The 16,489-nt window shown below is 67.9% G+C and carries 17 protein-coding genes; 6 read left to right on the top strand and 11 right to left on the bottom strand.

What is annotated here, in order from left to right:
* Positions 1-128: 128 nt before the first annotated feature.
* The 3 genes from ABZ382_RS19800 to ABZ382_RS19790 all read right to left on the bottom strand — a co-directional run bounded on the left by ABZ382_RS19800 (position 129) and on the right by ABZ382_RS19790 (position 1,540).
* Positions 129-578 carry a DUF4189 domain-containing protein gene (locus ABZ382_RS19800; protein ID WP_357090713.1) on the bottom strand — a complete coding sequence of 150 codons (450 nt, stop codon included), beginning with the start codon at positions 576-578 and terminating at the stop codon, positions 129-131.
* A 159-nt stretch (positions 579-737) separates the two neighbouring features.
* Entirely contained in the window at positions 738-1,193 is a 456-nt protein-coding gene (locus ABZ382_RS19795; protein WP_357090711.1) for a hypothetical protein, read from the bottom strand.
* Positions 1,193-1,540 (bottom strand): GntR family transcriptional regulator, encoded by a 348-nt coding sequence (locus tag ABZ382_RS19790; protein ID WP_357090709.1) that lies wholly within the window; start codon positions 1,538-1,540, stop codon positions 1,193-1,195. The genes ABZ382_RS19795 and ABZ382_RS19790 overlap by 1 nt, the downstream gene beginning before the upstream one ends.
* Before the next feature lie 50 nt (positions 1,541-1,590).
* Here ABZ382_RS19790 and ABZ382_RS19785 point away from each other — a divergent pair, with 50 nt between their 5' ends.
* Together ABZ382_RS19785 and ABZ382_RS19780 are read left to right on the top strand one after the other, a co-directional pair.
* Positions 1,591-1,899: a hypothetical protein gene (locus tag ABZ382_RS19785; protein ID WP_357090707.1), complete on the top strand. Its 309-nt coding sequence runs from the start codon at positions 1,591-1,593 to the stop codon at positions 1,897-1,899.
* Between the two features lie 85 nt (positions 1,900-1,984).
* On the top strand, positions 1,985-2,545 hold the full coding sequence (locus ABZ382_RS19780; RefSeq protein WP_357090705.1) for a DUF6882 domain-containing protein: 561 nt from the start codon (positions 1,985-1,987) through the stop codon (positions 2,543-2,545).
* Positions 2,546-2,572: 27 nt separating this feature from the next.
* Here the strand turns inward: ABZ382_RS19780 and ABZ382_RS19775 are convergent, their stop codons facing one another.
* Positions 2,573-3,913, bottom strand: coding sequence for a lipase family protein (locus tag ABZ382_RS19775; RefSeq protein ID WP_357090703.1), 1,341 nt, complete (start codon positions 3,911-3,913; stop codon positions 2,573-2,575).
* 418 nt (positions 3,914-4,331) lie between these two features.
* On the opposite strand from ABZ382_RS19775, the gene ABZ382_RS19770 reads away from it, so the two are divergent.
* Positions 4,332-4,907 carry a TerD family protein gene (locus tag ABZ382_RS19770; RefSeq protein ID WP_357090755.1) on the top strand — a complete coding sequence of 192 codons (576 nt, stop codon included), beginning with the start codon at positions 4,332-4,334 and terminating at the stop codon, positions 4,905-4,907.
* Here ABZ382_RS19770 and ABZ382_RS19765 read toward each other — a convergent pair.
* The 6 genes from ABZ382_RS19765 to ABZ382_RS19740 all read right to left on the bottom strand — a co-directional run bounded on the left by ABZ382_RS19765 (position 4,889) and on the right by ABZ382_RS19740 (position 10,639).
* Positions 4,889-5,710, bottom strand: a complete 822-nt coding sequence (locus ABZ382_RS19765) for a cysteine synthase family protein (RefSeq protein ID WP_357090701.1) — start codon at positions 5,708-5,710, stop codon at positions 4,889-4,891. The two genes, ABZ382_RS19770 and ABZ382_RS19765, sit on opposite strands and share 19 nt — an antisense overlap.
* Before the next feature lie 126 nt (positions 5,711-5,836).
* A complete protein-coding gene (locus ABZ382_RS19760) occupies positions 5,837-6,631 on the bottom strand; it encodes an SGNH/GDSL hydrolase family protein (RefSeq protein ID WP_357090699.1) in 795 nt (264 codons plus the stop codon).
* Between the two features lie 76 nt (positions 6,632-6,707).
* On the bottom strand, positions 6,708-7,145 hold the full coding sequence (locus tag ABZ382_RS19755) for a nuclear transport factor 2 family protein (protein WP_357090697.1): 438 nt from the start codon (positions 7,143-7,145) through the stop codon (positions 6,708-6,710).
* A gap of 173 nt (positions 7,146-7,318) precedes the next feature.
* Positions 7,319-9,082, bottom strand: coding sequence for an oleate hydratase (locus ABZ382_RS19750; protein ID WP_357090696.1), 1,764 nt, complete (start codon positions 9,080-9,082; stop codon positions 7,319-7,321).
* Between the two features lie 46 nt (positions 9,083-9,128).
* On the bottom strand, positions 9,129-9,989 hold the full coding sequence (locus ABZ382_RS19745; protein WP_357090754.1) for a 3-hydroxyacyl-CoA dehydrogenase: 861 nt from the start codon (positions 9,987-9,989) through the stop codon (positions 9,129-9,131).
* A gap of 2 nt (positions 9,990-9,991) precedes the next feature.
* Positions 9,992-10,639 carry a helix-turn-helix domain-containing protein gene (locus ABZ382_RS19740; protein WP_357090694.1) on the bottom strand — a complete coding sequence of 216 codons (648 nt, stop codon included), beginning with the start codon at positions 10,637-10,639 and terminating at the stop codon, positions 9,992-9,994.
* A gap of 108 nt (positions 10,640-10,747) precedes the next feature.
* Between ABZ382_RS19740 and ABZ382_RS19735 the strand changes: the two genes are divergently transcribed.
* Entirely contained in the window at positions 10,748-13,036 is a 2,289-nt protein-coding gene (locus ABZ382_RS19735; protein WP_357090692.1) for a molybdopterin-dependent oxidoreductase, read from the top strand.
* Here ABZ382_RS19735 and ABZ382_RS19730 read toward each other — a convergent pair.
* Positions 13,005-13,907: a LysR family transcriptional regulator gene (locus ABZ382_RS19730; protein WP_357090690.1), complete on the bottom strand. Its 903-nt coding sequence runs from the start codon at positions 13,905-13,907 to the stop codon at positions 13,005-13,007. The two genes, ABZ382_RS19735 and ABZ382_RS19730, sit on opposite strands and share 32 nt — an antisense overlap.
* A 94-nt stretch (positions 13,908-14,001) precedes the next feature.
* Between ABZ382_RS19730 and ABZ382_RS19725 the strand changes: the two genes are divergently transcribed.
* A complete protein-coding gene (locus ABZ382_RS19725) occupies positions 14,002-15,237 on the top strand; it encodes an MFS transporter (RefSeq protein WP_357090688.1) in 1,236 nt (411 codons plus the stop codon).
* Between the two features lie 156 nt (positions 15,238-15,393).
* Positions 15,394-16,485 (top strand): TerD family protein, encoded by a 1,092-nt coding sequence (locus ABZ382_RS19720; protein ID WP_357090686.1) that lies wholly within the window; start codon positions 15,394-15,396, stop codon positions 16,483-16,485.
* Positions 16,486-16,489: the final 4 nt, after the last annotated feature.

The following is a 16,489-nucleotide window of genomic DNA, read 5'->3' as shown; positions in this document are numbered from 1 at the left end:
AGCGGGCGTCCCCACCCCCGCCCCCCCCCCCGGCCCGGGCCCACCCACCCCCCCCCCCCCCGGGGCCACCGGGTGCCGCCGGCGATCGCCTCGCCTGCGACACCGAACTGTCTCGAGGACTCGTACCGCTAACCAGCGTTAGCGGTACAAACCACCTTGCTGATCCCCGTCGCCGACAGATCCGCCGACCCGACATTGGCCAGCAGCGCCGGCGGGTAGTACTCGGAGAGGCTCTCGTAAGCGTGGCGCAGGGCGGTCGCCCGATCGCGACCCGTGCCGGTGCCCACCGCGAGATTCTCGGTGCCGTCATTGCGATAAACCAGCGCGCCACACCCGTTCGCCCAGGTGACCATCACACGGCAGTCGGCGGCCCCATCCCACCCGCATTGATCCAACGCCCCGACCATCGCCTCCGCCGCACTCGGCGCATTCACGCTGCTGCCATACGTCCAGTTGTCGACACTGAACGCGATCGCCCCATGCAGTCCAGCCGCATCAGCCGTACCAGCACCGATCGCCGACCCCGCCGCAAGACCAACCGCCGCGACCGCGACGACGGCCCTACCCATGAACTTCATCAAACTATTTCCCTCTTCGAACACACACAGATACAAACCCGACGAATCATGTCCGACCACCCCCGAATTCGCCCAATACATTTCGCACATAACATCCGGCCCTGACAGCTACCCTCGCTGCCCGGCAAAGGATCGGCCTTGCTCGAATCAACCAAACGTCTACTGCGGGATCCCCATCACCAACATGGCGGCGCCGGGTTCCGGCATCGAGATGACGAGTTTGCGTCCGCTGGTCAAACGCAATCGCAGTGCGGGGCCTGCTTTCGGGGTGAGGGACCAGCCGCGTTTCGGCCCCCAGTGCACCCCTGACCCTTTCACGATGGTCATCTCGGCGTGCGCGATGCTCGCCCGGGCAACCCTGATGCGGGGAAGTCCGAGCGGTCCGAGACTCACCGTCACGCCAGTGGGCCCAGCGGTGACGCGTTGGCCTATCGCCACCACGATCAGCGGGGCCGTAAGCAGCAGGACGACGGCGGCAAATGCCACGCTCCAGCGCGACGCGCCGGACGACGATGCCGAAGCGAGGTTGAACGCGTTGAGCGCGAGCGCGAATATGTTGATGCTGAACATGGTCCAGCTGGTGACACGACAGGTGTAGACCATCGCGGCGGGCATTACATCAACTCCTCGATCAAGCCGATGACCTCGGCCTTGCTGTACCCGTTGGCTCGTGCGGACTCGATCAGGTGGCGAACGGCCTGCTCCACCGGCGCTCTGGTCGGCGCCGTAGCGGTAACCCGCACCCCACGCCCCCGCCGGAAATCCACCACTCCTTCGTCCCGGAGCCGTCGATACGCGGCCAGGACCGTATTGCGATCCACACCCAGCGCCTCCGCCAATTCCGTTGCGGGCGGCAGCTGTTCGCCGACCTTCAACTCACCGGTCGACAGCGCACGCCGAACACACGCCGCAATCTGGTCTTGCAGCGAGGCCCGCGAGCTTTGGTCGATGTGCCACAACATGGTGCTAATGAAACTAGCACCATTGCCGGATTCCTGCAGTGCGATGCTTCGTGACCGTGAGTAGCGCTGGTAACCATGTGCCGCCTGCCGATGCGGACGACCATGAGTTCAGAAGGTTCGCCCACACCTACAACGGTTACGAGGCCTTCGGTCCGACCCCGGAACGCCTGGGCGAGACCGTCAGAGAGGTTCGACTTGGCTGGAATCGGCTCGGCGTACTACCCGATGACCTGAATCTGCTGCGCGCCTGCCTCTTTCTCGAGGTGCGGGGGTACCGGCATCGCGACGATGACATGCCGTTCAAAGACGATCGATTCGTTCAGGCCGTTGTCGATCGGATTCGCGACATGTGGTCATAACCGGGGTAGGCCCACTTGCTGCTGTCGAACCATGAATCGGAGCGTTCGTTGCCTTGACGGATGCGCACCCTGTTCACTGTGCGGCATGGGGTTTTTCAAGCGGAACAAGAAGTCGGATGAGTCGCGGCAGGACTCGTCGCATGAGGAATTGGCTGCGGTGTGGTCGCAAGGGGAAGAGATGATCGGCATGTTGGCGGAGGCGCACATGTCGTGGGGGTTGGGGTCGGCTGATCGGTGGGGGCTTGATCAGCGCACCGGGATGATTACCTGGACTTTTCCGGAGCGGACCGCGACGGCTGCGGCGCAGCTGCTCGGGTCCTTCAACGCGGAAGCCGGAACGTGGCTGTGGGCTTGGGGCAATCAGAGCATTCTTCCCGAGATGAGTCGGGACTCCGCTGTTGTCCGTGATTGGCTGCTGGCGCAAGGGTATTCCGGGCTGGCGGAGCCGATGGTCGATGCCGATGATCAGATGGCTGCCATGTTGGCTGCCATTGCCGTGCGGGTGACTGCGGCTCCCGGCTTCTATCGGGGGACGGGAAGTGCCGCAATACCGTTCATCACCTTCGGTCCGGTCACTCTGACCGCGGAAGACGGGACGAGTTCGACCTTCCAGATTGATTTCGAGGTGGAGTCCGCCGCGGAGTGAGGGCGGCGTGACTCCGCCGTCGGGAGGTCAGAAGCCGAGGAAGGTGCGGATGGGGCCGGTGAGGATGCCGGTGGTGAGGGCGTCCAGGGCGGTGGGGTCGGTGGCGGTGGTGGGGACGGTTCGGGTGTCGCAGGTGGGGTGGGCGGTGGGGTTTTCGGCTTGTTGTTGGAGCCAGGCGAGGGCGGCGGGGGCGCCCAGGAACCATTCGCCGGTGTGGGCGGAGGCGGGCATGGAGAGTTGTTCTCGGCGGTAGGTGACGGGGGTGCCGGCGGCGCAGTAGGCGGATACCAGGGTGTCGATGCTGGAGATCAGGCTGCCTTCGTCGGTGAGGGCGTTGTAGATGTAGAGGGGGGTGGTGGGGGCTGTGGCGCCCAGGGTGCGTTCGGCGAAGGCGGCGCTGATGGCGGGGTCGGTGACGATCTGGTCCAGGGGTTCGGTGAGGTACTGGTTGGCGTCGAAACCGAGGCTGGACAGCATGTTCTGGGTGGTGCAGTTGTCGGCGGCTTCGGCGATCTTCTGTTTGCCGGCCGGGGTGAGGTAGCGGTTGATGGCGTCGGTGAACGCGGGGGAATCCTGCATGACGCCCATCAAGGCGATCGGGAGGAGTCCGCTGAGGACGGAGGTGCCGTTCATCGCCTGCATCGCGGCACGAGGGTCACCGACCGGTGCGCCCACCGCTGATCCGACCAGATTCAGTTCGGGCGCGTACCGCGGCTGTTCCTGTGCGGCCCAGGCGCTCGCGATGCCGCCACCGGAGTAGCCCCACAGGAGCGCGGGGGTGCCGGGCCCCGAGAGTGCGGCCGGTTCGAACGCCTCGACGGCCCGAATGCCGTCCAGGACGGTGTAACCGGGCTCCTTCGGCGTCGAGTAGTGGTTGTCGATGCCACCGAAGTCCGGCACCGAGACCGCCCAGCCGCGAGCGAGCCCGGCGGCGATCATCGGGGTTTCGCCGGACATCGTGGTCAATTGCAGCGGACCGGGTTTCGACGGATCGACCCAAGGGACCTGCCCCTGGAACAGCGCCTGGGACGGCTGACATTGCGGCGCGATCGAATCGGTCATGTTCTGGAACGACAGCAGTGCCGTCGGCCGAGTCGTGTTCGCGGTCTTCAGCACCGTTGTCACGGCGGCATAGGGCTGCCCGTTCGCCGCGGTGGTCCGATACAGCAACTGCCACGCTTGGACCGGCCACGGGACCAACTGTGAATAGCTGGCCGGGATCGGTCGCACGCGCAGGATCGTTCCCGGCTGTTGCGCCGCATAATCCGCGGGCGGCGTGTAGAAGGAGTCGGCGGTATTGGGTATCGCTGACGCTGGTGCCGCCGCCACGCTCGGAGCCCCCAGCAGCGCTGCGATCGGAATCGCCACTCGCACGAGTCGCGTGAAAAATGTTGTCCGGTAACGATATTTACGGCTCGACGACATCGGCCACCTCCCCTTCGGCGCTCGGACTGTAACAGGTTTCAATTCAATGGGGTTGCCGTTCGCGAGCGTTTCGAAGGAACTGCCGGGCGAGTACATTCGAGTGGTGACGCTCGGTATGGGGGAGCCGTTGGCGGGCGCGCGATTGCGGGCCGCGATCCGGGAAGCGCATGCCGAGGCGATGCTGGCGGTGGCGGCGGCTGCGCCCGGGGAGCCCGCGGTGCCCCGGGATCTGATCGAGTTACTGGCGTTGCAGCGGCGGGTGGCGGTGATCGCCGAGCAGTTGGACGCCGAATCGGTGGCTCTGCGGGTGCGACGCGAGGACGATTGGGGATGGGATCGACTTCGGAGGGAAGGTAGTTCGATGAGTGTCAGTCTGGCCAAGGGTGGGAATGTCTCGCTGTCGAAGCAGGCGCCGAATCTGACGAAGGTGTCGGTGGGCCTGGGGTGGGATGTGCGGAGCACCACCGGGGCCGATTTCGACCTGGATGCCAGCGCCATGGCGTGCGGGCCGAATCAGCGGGTGGTGTCGGACAAGCACTTCGTGTTCTACAACAACCTGCGCTCGCCGGAGGGGACGATCGAGCACACGGGCGACAACCTGACCGGCGCGGGGGAGGGCGACGACGAGGTGATCAATGTGGACTTGGCGGCCATGCCGCCGACGATCACGAATATCTTCTTCCCCGTATCGATTTACGAGGCCGAGGCGCGCCGGCAGGCGTTCGGGCAGGTCCGGAACGCCTACATCAGGGTGGTGGACGCGGTCACGGGCACCGAATTGGCCCGGTTCGATCTGACCGAGGACGCCTCCACCGAGACGGCCATGGTGTTCGGGGAGTTGTACCGGCACGGCGCGGAATGGAAGTTCCGGGCCATCGGGCAGGGGTATGCGTCCGGATTGGGCGGAATCGCACGGGATTACGGCGTCAATGTCTGACCCTGCTTCAGACCGGAGTCCGGTAGCAGCGTGACCACGCGGGCTCGCGGACCCAGGCGAAGCCCCACGCGGATGGCCGCGACCACATTCGCGCCGGAGGAGTTTCCGGCGCGCAGACCCTCCTCGCGGGCCAGCCGATGCGCCATGGCCTCGGCCTCGGGGCTGGAGACCGGCACCACCTCGTCGACCAGGGTCGGATCCCACAGGGGCGGTGGATAACCCAGGCCGATGCCCTCGATCCGGTGCTCGCCGGGCGGGCCGCCGGACAGCACCGGCGACTCGGCGGGCTCCACCGCCACGACGTGGATCCGCCGCTGCTTGTGATAGCGAAGCAGCGCGGCGCTGCCGCGGAGCGCGGCGGCACTGCCGACCGCCTGAACGAACGCGTCCACCCGGCACTCGGTCTGCGCCCAGATCTCCTGCCCCAGACCGTGATAGCCGGTGATGGCATCGGTGTTGTTCAGGTGATCGGGCCAGAAGGTGCCAGGCTCCCGGCTCACCCGCTCGGCAGCGGCGGTGGAGTCGACCAGCCGCAGCCGATACCCCTTGGCCGCACACACCAGCCCGAGCGCGGAACCACTACTGCCGCGCGCGTATTCGACCACCGTGTCACCGGGTCGCAGCCGCCCGTCCCGCTCGGCGACGGCGATCATGGCCTGGGCGGCCCGATCCTTCATGCTGCCGGACGGATTCTGTCCCTCGAGCTTCACCAGGATCTCCGCGCACCCCTCGGGCGTCACCCGGTGCAACCGCACCAGCGGGGTATTGCCGATCGCCGCCAAGACGTTGTCGCCGATGAACATGATCCGCGCCGACCTTTCCCGGGCCCCCCGACTGGCTCAGGTTCGATTGTCCGGCAGCGGAGCAGGCCCGCGGGCCGGATCGGCGCAGGTTCGGCCCGCGACGAGGATTCGGTGCGCGTTTCAGGTTCAGTGCGCGAGTGGCGCGCCGATCACCGGCAGCGGCTTCGGCCGCTTGGCGACCCGCTGGTCACCGGAGGAGATTCCGCGCAGCCGGCGCATGGCCCACGGCCCCAGCGCGGTCGCCGCCCACTCGAGTTCGGCCGCCATCGACCGCAACAGCCCCTGCTCGGGCAGTGCGGGAATGAGCGGACGGGTCCAGGTGTCGTCGGAGCCGGGCAGTCGCAGCGCCTCGGCCATGGCCTCGGCGATGCGCTGATGCCCGAGCGGACTGGCGTGCAGCCGGTCGGGACTCCACAGCCGCGGATCGGTGACGACGGCGTGATGCCCGGTCTCGGCGATCAGGACCCCGTGCCGCCGGGCCGCCGCCCGCAATCGCTCGTTGAGCATCGACACCCGCCCGCGCAGCGGCCGGGCCAGCGGAATCGTCTCGGCGACATCGGGAAAGGTCAGGGTGGCCACGACCGCGCCGGTCGCGGTGAGCGCGGCGAACATGGCCTCGACGTCCGCGACGATGGCGTCCGGATCGAAGTTGGGGCGCAGCAGGTCGTTCATGCCCGCGAGCACGGTCGCCAGATCGGGCCGCAGCGACAGCGCCGCGTCCAGTTGGTCGGCCCGGATCTGCCCGGCCAGCTTCCCGCGCACCGCCAGATTCGCGTACGACAGGCCCGGATTGGAGGCGGCCACTCGCTCGGCCAGCCGGTCCGCCCAGCCCCGCAGGCCGGTCCGGTCGTCGCCGTCGCCGACGCCCTCGGTCTGGCTGTCGCCGAGCGCGACGTAACGGGTGTAGGTGCCATCGGTCATGGCGGATCGGCCTTTCGGTGACTGTCCGTGGATCATCCCAGGAAACCGGCGGCTACGGCGGCCGCCACGAACACGTTCACGCACCCGCCGCCTGGTGTTCGGCCGCCGCTGCCTCCCGTTCGATTTGCGCGACGGCCTCGGCCTGGATCTGCGCGAACTGGGCGGCCATGGCCTCGGCCAGCGCCTGCGCACCCGAGAGTGGGCGGACCATGACGGTGAACTCGTCGATCTTCCCGTCGGCGTCGAAGTGCAGGAAGTCGCACCCGGTGATGCGCTTGCCCGAGACCGTCGTCTCGAACACCAGCGCGTGATCGGCGGCGTCGGGCGCGCCGATCTCCTTCACGTACCGGAAGTCCTCGAACACCCGCAGCACCCCGCGCAGGATGGCCGCGGTGATGGCCTTACCCGGGTACGGCTTGAAGGCGACCGGGCTGGTGAACACGACATTGTCGGCGAGCAGCGCTTCGATGGCCGCGGCATCGCGGGCCTCGACGGCCTGACGGAACGGGTGCATGATCCCTCACATCCAGGTAGTCAAATCATTGTCTATTTGGTTCGAACGGTAGCGCGTGGCCGCATGACCTGTCCAGGGTCCATATAGGCAATTAGTTCACTATCGAGCTCGCGGCCGGGCGCGAAGACGACGACGGCCCGATTCCCTGTGGAACCGGGCCGTCGTGGTGGGCGCTACTTGCCGATGACGCCGTACCGGGTCAGCAGCTCGCCGATCTCGTTGTCGCCGAGCCGCTTCGCCACCCCGCGCCACAGCAGCTCCGGCCCGGGCAGGTCGATCGGATCACCGTCGCGCAGCCGGGTCATGGCGGTCAACAGCGTGCGGATGTCGTAGGTGGAGTTGAACACCTCCGGCACGCCCCGCTCGATGTCGAGCAGCTGATACACCGCTTCCATCCCGGTGCGCACCGAGTACTCGGTGGTGAAGATGCAGTCGCGGCTGGTCTCCGCGAACTGGCCGATGAACGCGAAGTTCACCGAACCCGCGGGCACCACGTCGGGCCGGTCACCGGCCTTGCGGGGCATGAAGAAGGCGGTCACGTACGGCATCATCACCGGCACGCAGCGCGCCGCCTCCGCGGCCAGCTCCGGGATGTCGGACTCGGGCACGCCCAGGTGGTACAGCCATTCCTGGGTGATCTCCTCGCCGGTGCACTCCTGCATGGTCTTCTTCACGTAGTCGCCGGGCTGGTCGGCGAACAGCGCGTACACCCAGACCACGATCTGATCCTCGGGCTGCTGCTTGAAGTGCGGCTGCCGGTTCACCGTCCAGCTCATCAGCCAGCTGGAGTCCTTCACGGTGACGATGCCGCCGGTGACGACCTTGCCGCTGAAGGGATCCCGCTTACAGATCTTCTGAATGTATTCGGGGATGCGCTGATCCAGCGTGGTGACGGTGGCCGACTCCCACTTGGTCTCGGGAATGTGCGAGCCGAACACGTCCGGCCGCCCGAAGGCCTCGTCCTTGGCCGCGATGCGCCGCCACAGATCCCACGCCGGCGCCGGGCCCTCATTGAGCTTGGCGGGCGTGTGCTGGTCGCCCTCGTCGGAGTTCTCGGTCAGCGACCCGATGGTCATCAGCAGCAGATCGTCCGGGCCCAGGTCCACCCCGCCGTCGACGCCTTCGGAGGTCCAGTGAATCCTGGTGGCCTGCTTGCGATCCCCGCTGATCTCGAAGTCGACGTCGGTGACGGTGGTGTCGAACCGGAACGTCACGCCCTGGTCCAGCAGCCACCGGTACAGCGGCAGCACCAGCGACTCGTACTGGTTGTACTTGGTGAACTTCAGCGCCGAGAAGTCCGGCAGCCCGCCGATGTGGTGCACGAACCGGTGCAGGTACAGCTTCATCTCCAGCGCGCTGTGCCAGTCCTCGAAGGCGAACATGGTGCGCCAGTACATCCAGAAGTTGCTCTCGAAGAAGTCCTTCGAGAACACCTCGTTGATGCGCTTGCCCTCCATCTCCTCCCGGGTGGCGAGGAAGATCTTGGTGACGTCCTTCTGCGCCTTGTCGTTCAGCGTGAAGAGGTTCTTGGTCTGCGCGCTCTGCCCGCGATTGACGGTGGCGCGCTCCAGCGAGAAGTTCGGGTCGTCCTTGTTGAGCCAGTAGAACTCGTCGAGCACGCTGGCGTCCTCGACCTCGATGGACGGGATGGACCGGAACAGGTCCCACAGGCATTCGAAGTGGTTCTCCATCTCGCGGCCGCCGCGAATGACAAAGCCCTTCTTCGGCTCCTTGATGCCGTCGAGCGCGCCGCCGGGGACCTTCAGCTCTTCCAGAATGGTGATCTTGTCACCGGGCATCCGGCCGTCGCGGATGAGGAAGGCCGCGCCCGACAGCGAGGCCAGACCCGACCCGACGAACCAGGCCGTCTTGCCGTCCACGCCCGCGGGCTTGCGGGGCCGCGCGAAGGCTTCGTAATTGCCGCTGGTGTACTCCATCAGAACTCCTGTCCCTCGGGGATCGGTCTGGAAAAACGGTGTGCGCCTAGGCCGTGTACTTGTAGAACCCCTCTCCGGTGGCGAGCCCGAGCTTGCCCTTGTCGATGTAGTTGTCCTTGAGCCACCGCGCGATTCGCTTCGCGGAGTCGTCGCCGTTGGCGAGGATGTTGTAGGGCGTGGTGAGCCCGATGATGTCGAGGATCTGGAACGGCCCGGCCGGAGCGCCGGTGCCGATACGCCAGGTCTTGTCCACCGCCTCGGGCTCGGCGTAGCCGCCCTCGGCGAGGTTCATGGCCGCGTTGAGCAGCGGTACCAGCAGCGAGTTGAGGACGTAACCCGCCTTCTCCTTGTGCAATTCGATGGGCACCATGCCGATGGCGGACGCGAAGTCCACCACCGCCTGATAGACGGCCGGATCGGTGTCGTCGGTGCCCATGATCTCGGCGGTGTTGAAGTGCCACACCATGTTCGCGAAGTGCAGCGCCAGGAACCGGTCGGGCCGGCCGGTGAAATCCTTGATGGCGCTGGGCAGCAGGGTGGAGGAGTTGGTGGCGAAGATGGTGCGCTCGGGGGCGAGCTTGCCCAGCTTCTCGTAGATCGCCTGCTTGAGCGAGAGCACCTCCGGCACCGCCTCGATCACCAGGTCGGCCTCCGAAACCGCCGCGCCCAGATCGGAACTGAGCGCGATGCCCGCCGCGGTCGCCTCGGCCTTGCCGTCGCCCGCGCCCGGCACCTGTTCGCGGTAGGTGGCGGCCAGCTTGTCGAAGCGTCCGCGGGCCGCGGTCAGCGCCGCGTCGTCGATGTCGTATCCGGTGACGTCGAAGCCGCGGAACGCGGTCTGGAACGCGATCTGGGAACCCAGCACGCCGGTGCCGAGCACGGTGACCTTGCGGATCTCGATGCCCATTGTCATTGCCTCCCTGTGGATGTGAAGAATCCGGTGATTATCTGTGCGATCTGCGCCCGCAGATCCGCCAGGGCGTCGTGCCCGGGGTGAGCGCCGGTGGACGGCCGGGCCAGGGCCAGATGCAGCACCGCGAAGATGCTGCGGCCGGCTACTCGCGCCTGCTCCTCGACCTGCGGTGATCCTGTCGCGCCGGAGTCGGCGACGAGCCGTTCGGCGATCATGGATTCCAGCCGGGCCACCAGGGCCAGGCCCTCGGAGCGGTACTTGTCGGTGGGTGAGCCGAACAGCAGTTCACGCTGATAGACGATGGTGTTCTCGGGTCGTTGCGCCGCGGTCCGCAGCAGCGGGCCCAGCATCTCGCACACCGCGGCGACGGTATCGGCCTGCGCGCGAGCCTGATCCGCGCCGACCTCCAGCGCGGTGCGCAACTCCTCGTTGTAAACCATCAGCAGCAGTTCGCCTTTGGTGGCCGCGTAGCGGAACAGCGTGCCCGCCGCGATATCGGCGCGATCGGAGATCTGCTGGGTGGTGACCCGATCGAAGCCCTGTTCGGCAAACAGCGTCGCGGCGGCCTCGAAGATCCTGGACTGTTTGTCGTGCATCTTGCGTTGCCGTCGTCCGACGTGGGCCGATGTGGCCGTCGAGGCCATCGGACACCTCCAACCCTGCCTGCGTAACTGAGTGGACTCAAAAATGAGCGTACTCCTAGCTACCGAATCCGCAACTCCGCCCCGACCGGCCGGGCGTATGTTGAGGGCATGGCCACGCACCTCACCCACTGGGGCGTCCTCGAAGCGGACAGTGACGGCGAACGGCTGACCGCGGTCCGCCCGTGGCGCGCGGACCCCGAACCCACCGCGCTCATCGAGAATGTCGCCTCGGCGCAGCATCATCCGGCTCGCATCGACCAGCCCTATGTGCGGCGCGGCTGGCTGGAACACGGCCCCGGGCCCGGGCCGCGCGGCGCGGAGGAGTTCGTGCCGGTCTCGTGGGAGACCGCGCTGGATCTGCTGGCCGGTGAATTGTCCAGGGTGTACCGGGAATTCGGCGCGGGCGCGGTCTACGGCGGCTCCTACGGCTGGGCCAGTGCGGGCCGATTCCATCACGCGCAGAGCCAGGTTCACCGATTCCTGAACTGCCTCGGCGGCTACGTGTCGCACCGCAACAGCTACAGCCTGGGCGCGTCGACGGTGTTGCTGCCGCACATCCTGGCCGATATGGGCACCATCATGTCCCGCGCCACCACCAAGTCGGTGCTGGCCCGGGAGGCCGAGCTGATCGTCTCCTTCGGCGGCCTGTCGCCGAAGAACGTGGTGGTCTCGCCGGGCGGGGTCTCCAAGCACAATGGCCGCGGCTGGATCGCGACCGCGCACGCCAACGGCTGCCGCTTCGTCACCATCGGCCCGCTGCGCGACGACAGCCCGGCCGAGGCCCACGCCGAGTGGATCGCGTCCCGGCCCGGCAGCGATGCCGCGCTGATGCTCGCGCTGGCCCAGGTGCTGGACGCGGAAGGGTTGGCGGACAACGCCTTCCTGGACCGCTACACCGTCGGCTACGACCGCTTTCGCGACTATGTGCGCGGCGCGGAGGACGGCGTCGTCAAGGACCCGGAGTGGGCCGAGCCCATCACCGGTGTTCCCGCGGACCGGATTCGCACCCTGGCCCGCGAGATGGCGGCCGCCCGCACCCTCGTCACGGTGAGCTGGTCGCTCCAGCGCGCCCGCTACGGGGAGCAGCCGCTGTGGCTGGGCGTGGTGCTGGCCGCCATGCTCGGCCAGATCGGTCTGTCCGGAGGCGGATTCGGCCACGGCTACGGGTCGGCCGGGAATGTCGGCCTGGCCGTGCGGGTCACCTCGCCACCGAAACTGCCGCAGGGGCGCAATGCGATCCACGACTTCATTCCTGTCGCGCGCATCGCGGACATGCTGCTGAACCCGGGTGAGCCGTACGAGTACAACGGCGAGCATCGCACGTATCCCGCCATCCGCCTGGTCTATTGGGCCGGCGGCAACCCCTTCCATCACCATCAGGACCTGGCCCGGCTGCGCACCGCCTTCGGCCGCCCGGACACCGTGGTGGTGCACGATCCGTTCTGGTCGGCCACGGCCCGGCACGCCGACATCGTGCTGCCCTCGACTATGACCATCGAACGCGACGACTACGGCTCGGGCGAGGGCGACCGCTACCTGTTCCCGATGCCCGCCCTGACCCGGCCGCACGCGCAGGCCCGCGACGACTACTGGATGTTCGGCGAACTGGCCGAAAGGCTCGGTGTCGGTAAGGAATTCACCGAGGGCCGGACGGCCGGGGAATGGCTGCGCCACCTCTACGACGAGTGGCGCGACCGATTGAGCGCCCGCGGTCACCAGGTACCCGACTATGACACCTTCTGGACCGGGGAATCCCTGGACCTGCCGATCGAAGCCGAGGAGCACGTCGCCTTCGCCGACTTCCGCGCCGACCCGGACGCCCACCCGCTGCACACCCCGAGCGGGCGGATCGAGATCTTCTCCGAGACCATCGCGGGTTTCGGCTACGAGGACTGCCCCGGCCACCCGGTGTGGCTCGAACCGGACGAATGGCTGGGCGGCCCGCTGGCGGCCCGGTTCCCGATCCAGTTGGTGGCCAACCAGCCTCGGACCAAACTGCACAGTCAGCTAGATATCGGCGCGCACAGCCAGTCCTCGAAGATCCAGGGCCGTGAGCCGGTCCGGCTGCACCCGGACGACGCGGCCGCCCGCGGTCTCGCCGCGGGTGACATCGTCCGGATCTTCAACGATCGCGGCAGCTGCCTGGCCGGGCTGGAGATCACTGATTCGGTGCGTCCCGGCGTCGCCCAGTTGTCCACCGGAGCCTGGTACGACCCCGACCCCGACGACGCCACCTTCTGCCGCCACGGCAACCCCAACGCCGTCACCCGGGATCGCGGCACCTCGCGCCTGAGCCAGGGGTGCACCGGCCAGTTGTCGTTGGTGGAGATCGAGCGTTACTCGGAGCCGCTGCCGCCGCTGACGGTCACCGGCCCGCCCTCGATCGCCCGGCCCTGAGCGCGTCGCCGGTGCCGGTCAGCGCGCCGATGACGGTGCGCGCCGCATTGGACGGCGTGCGCGCGGCCGCGTGCCCGACGCACAACCGCCAGGGCAGCGGATACGGCCGGTAGTCGGCGAACGGGACGCCCGGGGAGAGCCGCGCGACCGACAGCGGGATCAGCGCGACCCCGAAGTCCTTGGCCGCCAACTCCAGTGCGAACGCCTGATCGGCGACTTCGATGACCGGGTAGCGGCCCGGGAACAGCTCGTCGGCGATGGTGCGGATGCCCCAGCCCGGCGGGAAGTCGATGAACCGCACCCCGTGCAGGTCGGCGGCGTGGAAGGGGCGGCCCGCCAGCGGATGCCCGGGCGCGGTGCACAGCACCAGCGTCTCCTCGGCGATGAGATGGGTGGTGAGGCCGGGGAATTCGTCGCTCATGCCCGCGAGCAGCGCCAGTTCGAGCGAATTGTCCAGCAGCCCGGCCACATTGCCGGCCATGCCGGAGATGCTCTGGCGCATCCGCAGGGTCACCTCCGGATACTGCCGGTGCAGTTCGGCGATGATGCCCGCCAGGTCGATGTTGTGGATGTTCATCAGATTGCCGACGACCACCTCGCCGCGGATCTCCCCGCGCGCGGCGTCGATGGCGTCCACGATGTCGCCGCGGGCGCGCAGCAGGGTGCGGGCGGGCGCGACCATTGCCCGGCCCGCGACGGTCAGCTCGAGGGTGCGCGGGGTGCGGTCGAACAGGCGCACCCCGAGTTCGTGTTCGAGTTTGGCGACGCTGGTGGAGACCGCCGATTGCACGAGGTTGAGGTGGCGGGCCGCGGCGGTGAAGGACCGGTGGTCGCAGCAGGCCAGGAAGCATTCGATCTGACGCAGCTCCATGGGTAGAGCCTAGCCCTGCCATCTATTCGATAGATAGCAGTATCGAAAACCATCGCTTTTGTAGATCAGCATCCCCGCTCACGATGAATCGGTGATGGTTTCCACGCTCCGCGCCCAGACGCCCGCACCGATCGCGCCCGAGACGTCCCCGACGCTGACCCGGACGACGGTGCTGGTGTTCGCGGTGACCGCGGGCTCCTCGGCCGCGGGCAACTACTACCTGCAACCCCTGCTGCACCAGGTCGCGGGTGACCTGCGGGTGTCCACCGCGAGCGCGGCGCTGCTGGTGAGCGCGGCCCAGATCGGCTACCTGTGCGGCCTGGCGTTCCTGGTCCCGCTCGGCGACTTCCTGCGCCGCCACCGCATGGTGCCGGTGCTGCTGCTGGCCTCGGTCGCGGCCCTGCTGGTGTCGGCGTTCGCGCCGAACTACGCGGTGTTGTTCGGCGGAGTGGTGGCGACCGGGGTCGCGGCCTCGGCGGCGCAGGTGGTCGTGCCGTGGGCCTCGGCGTTGGCCGATCCGGCGCGGCGCGGGCAGGTGGTCGGCACCGTGATGAGCGGCCTGCTGCTGGGAATCCTGTTGTCGCGGGTGCTGGCCGGCGCGGTGGCGCAGCTGGGCGGCTGGCGCGCGGTGCTGCTGGTGGCGGCCGGATTGCAGGTGGTGATGGCGATCAGCGTGTACCTGCTCGCGCCCGCCACCCCGCGCGCGGCGGCCGGCGAGACCTATCCGCGGGTGCTGGTGTCGATCCTGGGTCTGATCCGCCGCCACGCGGTGTTGCGGCAGCGCATGCTGCTCGGCTTCATCCTGATGGGGAGCTTCTCGCTGGTGTGGACCGCGCTGGCGTTCCAGTTGTCCGGCTCGGGCGGAAGTTCTTACCACTACGGCGAATTCGTGATCGGACTGTTCGGCCTGGCGGGTGTGGTCGGTGCGCTGGGCGCGCCGGTGGTGGGCCGGCTGGCCGACCGCGGGCACCTGCGCCGCGTCACCACGCTGACCTGGCTGGTGCTGCTGGCCAGTTGGGTGCTGGTGGTGTGGGGCGGGCACAACGTGGTGGCGTTGATCGCCGCGCTGGTCGTCTTCGATTTCGGTATCCAGGGCGCGCATCTGACCAACCAGTCGGCCATCTACACCCTGGATCCGGCCGCGCGCAGCCGCCTGACCACGGCCTACATGGTCACCTACTTCCTCGGTGGCGTCAGCGGATCGGTGACGGCCGGGGTCGCGTTCGAGGCGGGCGGCTGGACGCGGGTGTGCGAGATCGGTGTCGCCGCGACCGTGGTCGGTCTGGCGCTGTGGGCGGTGTTCGCCCTCCGCCCTCGGCGCGCCCACTGAACATGCGACCGATTCACTGTGTGGCATATAACGATTCGCCGGGAGATGGCCGAACGTTCACCCATGCCGCAGGGTTCGCGCACACAGTGCCCCCGGACGAAACGGATATGGGTTCGTTTCATCCAGGTGACCGGCCGAACCCATAGAGTGGTGAGCGTGGCCGCACTTCTCACCCAAGGGCAGACCGGTGAACTGGGCGTCTCGGACATCACCGTGACGGTGTACTTCAGCGCGGGAGTCGATCTCGCCGCGCTGCTCCTGACCGATCGCGGTGCGGTACGCGACGATACCGACCTGATCTTCTACAACCAGCCCACCGGCCCCGGCATCCAGCTGGTGCCCGGGCAGCACGCCGTCGCCGTGGATCTGCGCGCCGTGCCGCCGGGGGTGGCCCATATTCGCATCGTGGCCAGCCTCGACGACCGCGACGGCCGCTTCGGCGACCATCCCGCCCCGCACATCGGCATCGCCGACGATCGCGGAAACCCGCTGTACGAGTACGTGATCGACGGCCTCGGCAACGAGACCACGGTGGCGGCGGTGGACCTGGACCGCGGCGAGGACGGCTGGTACGCCCGCGCGGTCGGCTTCGGCCACCCCCGCGGCTTCGCGGCGCTGGTCGCCGATCACGGTGTGTCCATCAGCAATTCGCCGAACGCGGCGCGGCCCGCCGCCGTGATCGCGCCGGTCATGAAGTCCGGCGACACCGTGGCCCTGCGCCGGCAGGGGCAGGACCTGAGTTTCGTCAAGATGGGCCTGGGCTGGGATCCGGTGCACGTCCAGCACAAATGGGGGTCGCGGCCGGTCGAGATCGACCTGGACGCCTCGGCCCTGGTCTACGCCGGGCACGATCTGATCGACGCCGCGTACTACGGCCAGCTCGTCACCAAGGACGGCGCCATCCGGCACTCCGGCGACAACCTCACCGGTGAGGGCAAGGGTGACGACGAGACGATCACCGTGGACCTGACCCGGATCGGTCCGCAGGTCACCGCCATCGTCTTCGTGATCACCTCCTACGCGGGCCACACCTTCGAACGGGTCCGAAACGCGTTCTGGCGCTTGACCGACGGCACCACCAGCACCGAGCTCACCCGGTCCAACCTGAGCTCGGGCGGCGCGCACACCGGCATGGTGGTGGCCAAGGTGCATCGCGAGGACGGCATCTGGAAGGTGTCGGCGCTGGGCCACCCGATCGAGGCCGGACACCCGGTCGAAGCGGCCTCCCAGGTGGTCGGATTCCTCTGAACCG

Source organism: Nocardia sp. NPDC005825 (assembly GCF_040630175.1).
Classification (GTDB): Bacteria; Actinomycetota; Actinomycetes; order Mycobacteriales; family Mycobacteriaceae; genus Nocardia.
The sequence above is the reverse complement of the archived record's forward strand: the minus strand, read 5'-3'. Positions and strand labels throughout refer to the sequence as shown.

Excerpts from the sequence above, each read along its gene's own strand:
- ABZ382_RS19795 (WP_357090711.1), bottom strand. The coding sequence starts at position 1,193 with ATGCCCGCCGCGATGGTCTACACCTGTCGTGTCACCAGCTGGACCATG.
- ABZ382_RS19765 (WP_357090701.1), bottom strand. The coding sequence starts at position 5,710 with ATGTTCATCGGCGACAACGTCTTGGCGGCGATCGGCAATACCCCGCTG.
- ABZ382_RS19760 (WP_357090699.1), bottom strand. The coding sequence starts at position 6,631 with ATGACCGATGGCACCTACACCCGTTACGTCGCGCTCGGCGACAGCCAG.
- ABZ382_RS19730 (WP_357090690.1), bottom strand. The coding sequence starts at position 13,907 with ATGGAGCTGCGTCAGATCGAATGCTTCCTGGCCTGCTGCGACCACCGG.
- ABZ382_RS19740 (WP_357090694.1), bottom strand. The coding sequence starts at position 10,639 with ATGGCCTCGACGGCCACATCGGCCCACGTCGGACGACGGCAACGCAAG.
- ABZ382_RS19800 (WP_357090713.1), bottom strand. The coding sequence starts at position 578 with ATGAAGTTCATGGGTAGGGCCGTCGTCGCGGTCGCGGCGGTTGGTCTT.
- ABZ382_RS19735 (WP_357090692.1), top strand. The coding sequence starts at position 10,748 with ATGGCCACGCACCTCACCCACTGGGGCGTCCTCGAAGCGGACAGTGAC.
- ABZ382_RS19755 (WP_357090697.1), bottom strand. The coding sequence starts at position 7,145 with ATGCACCCGTTCCGTCAGGCCGTCGAGGCCCGCGATGCCGCGGCCATC.
- ABZ382_RS19750 (WP_357090696.1), bottom strand. The coding sequence starts at position 9,082 with ATGGAGTACACCAGCGGCAATTACGAAGCCTTCGCGCGGCCCCGCAAG.
- ABZ382_RS19770 (WP_357090755.1), top strand. The coding sequence starts at position 4,332 with ATGAGTGTCAGTCTGGCCAAGGGTGGGAATGTCTCGCTGTCGAAGCAG.
- ABZ382_RS19780 (WP_357090705.1), top strand. The coding sequence starts at position 1,985 with ATGGGGTTTTTCAAGCGGAACAAGAAGTCGGATGAGTCGCGGCAGGAC.
- ABZ382_RS19725 (WP_357090688.1), top strand. The coding sequence starts at position 14,002 with ATGGTTTCCACGCTCCGCGCCCAGACGCCCGCACCGATCGCGCCCGAG.
- ABZ382_RS19790 (WP_357090709.1), bottom strand. The coding sequence starts at position 1,540 with ATGTTGTGGCACATCGACCAAAGCTCGCGGGCCTCGCTGCAAGACCAG.
- ABZ382_RS19745 (WP_357090754.1), bottom strand. The coding sequence starts at position 9,989 with ATGGGCATCGAGATCCGCAAGGTCACCGTGCTCGGCACCGGCGTGCTG.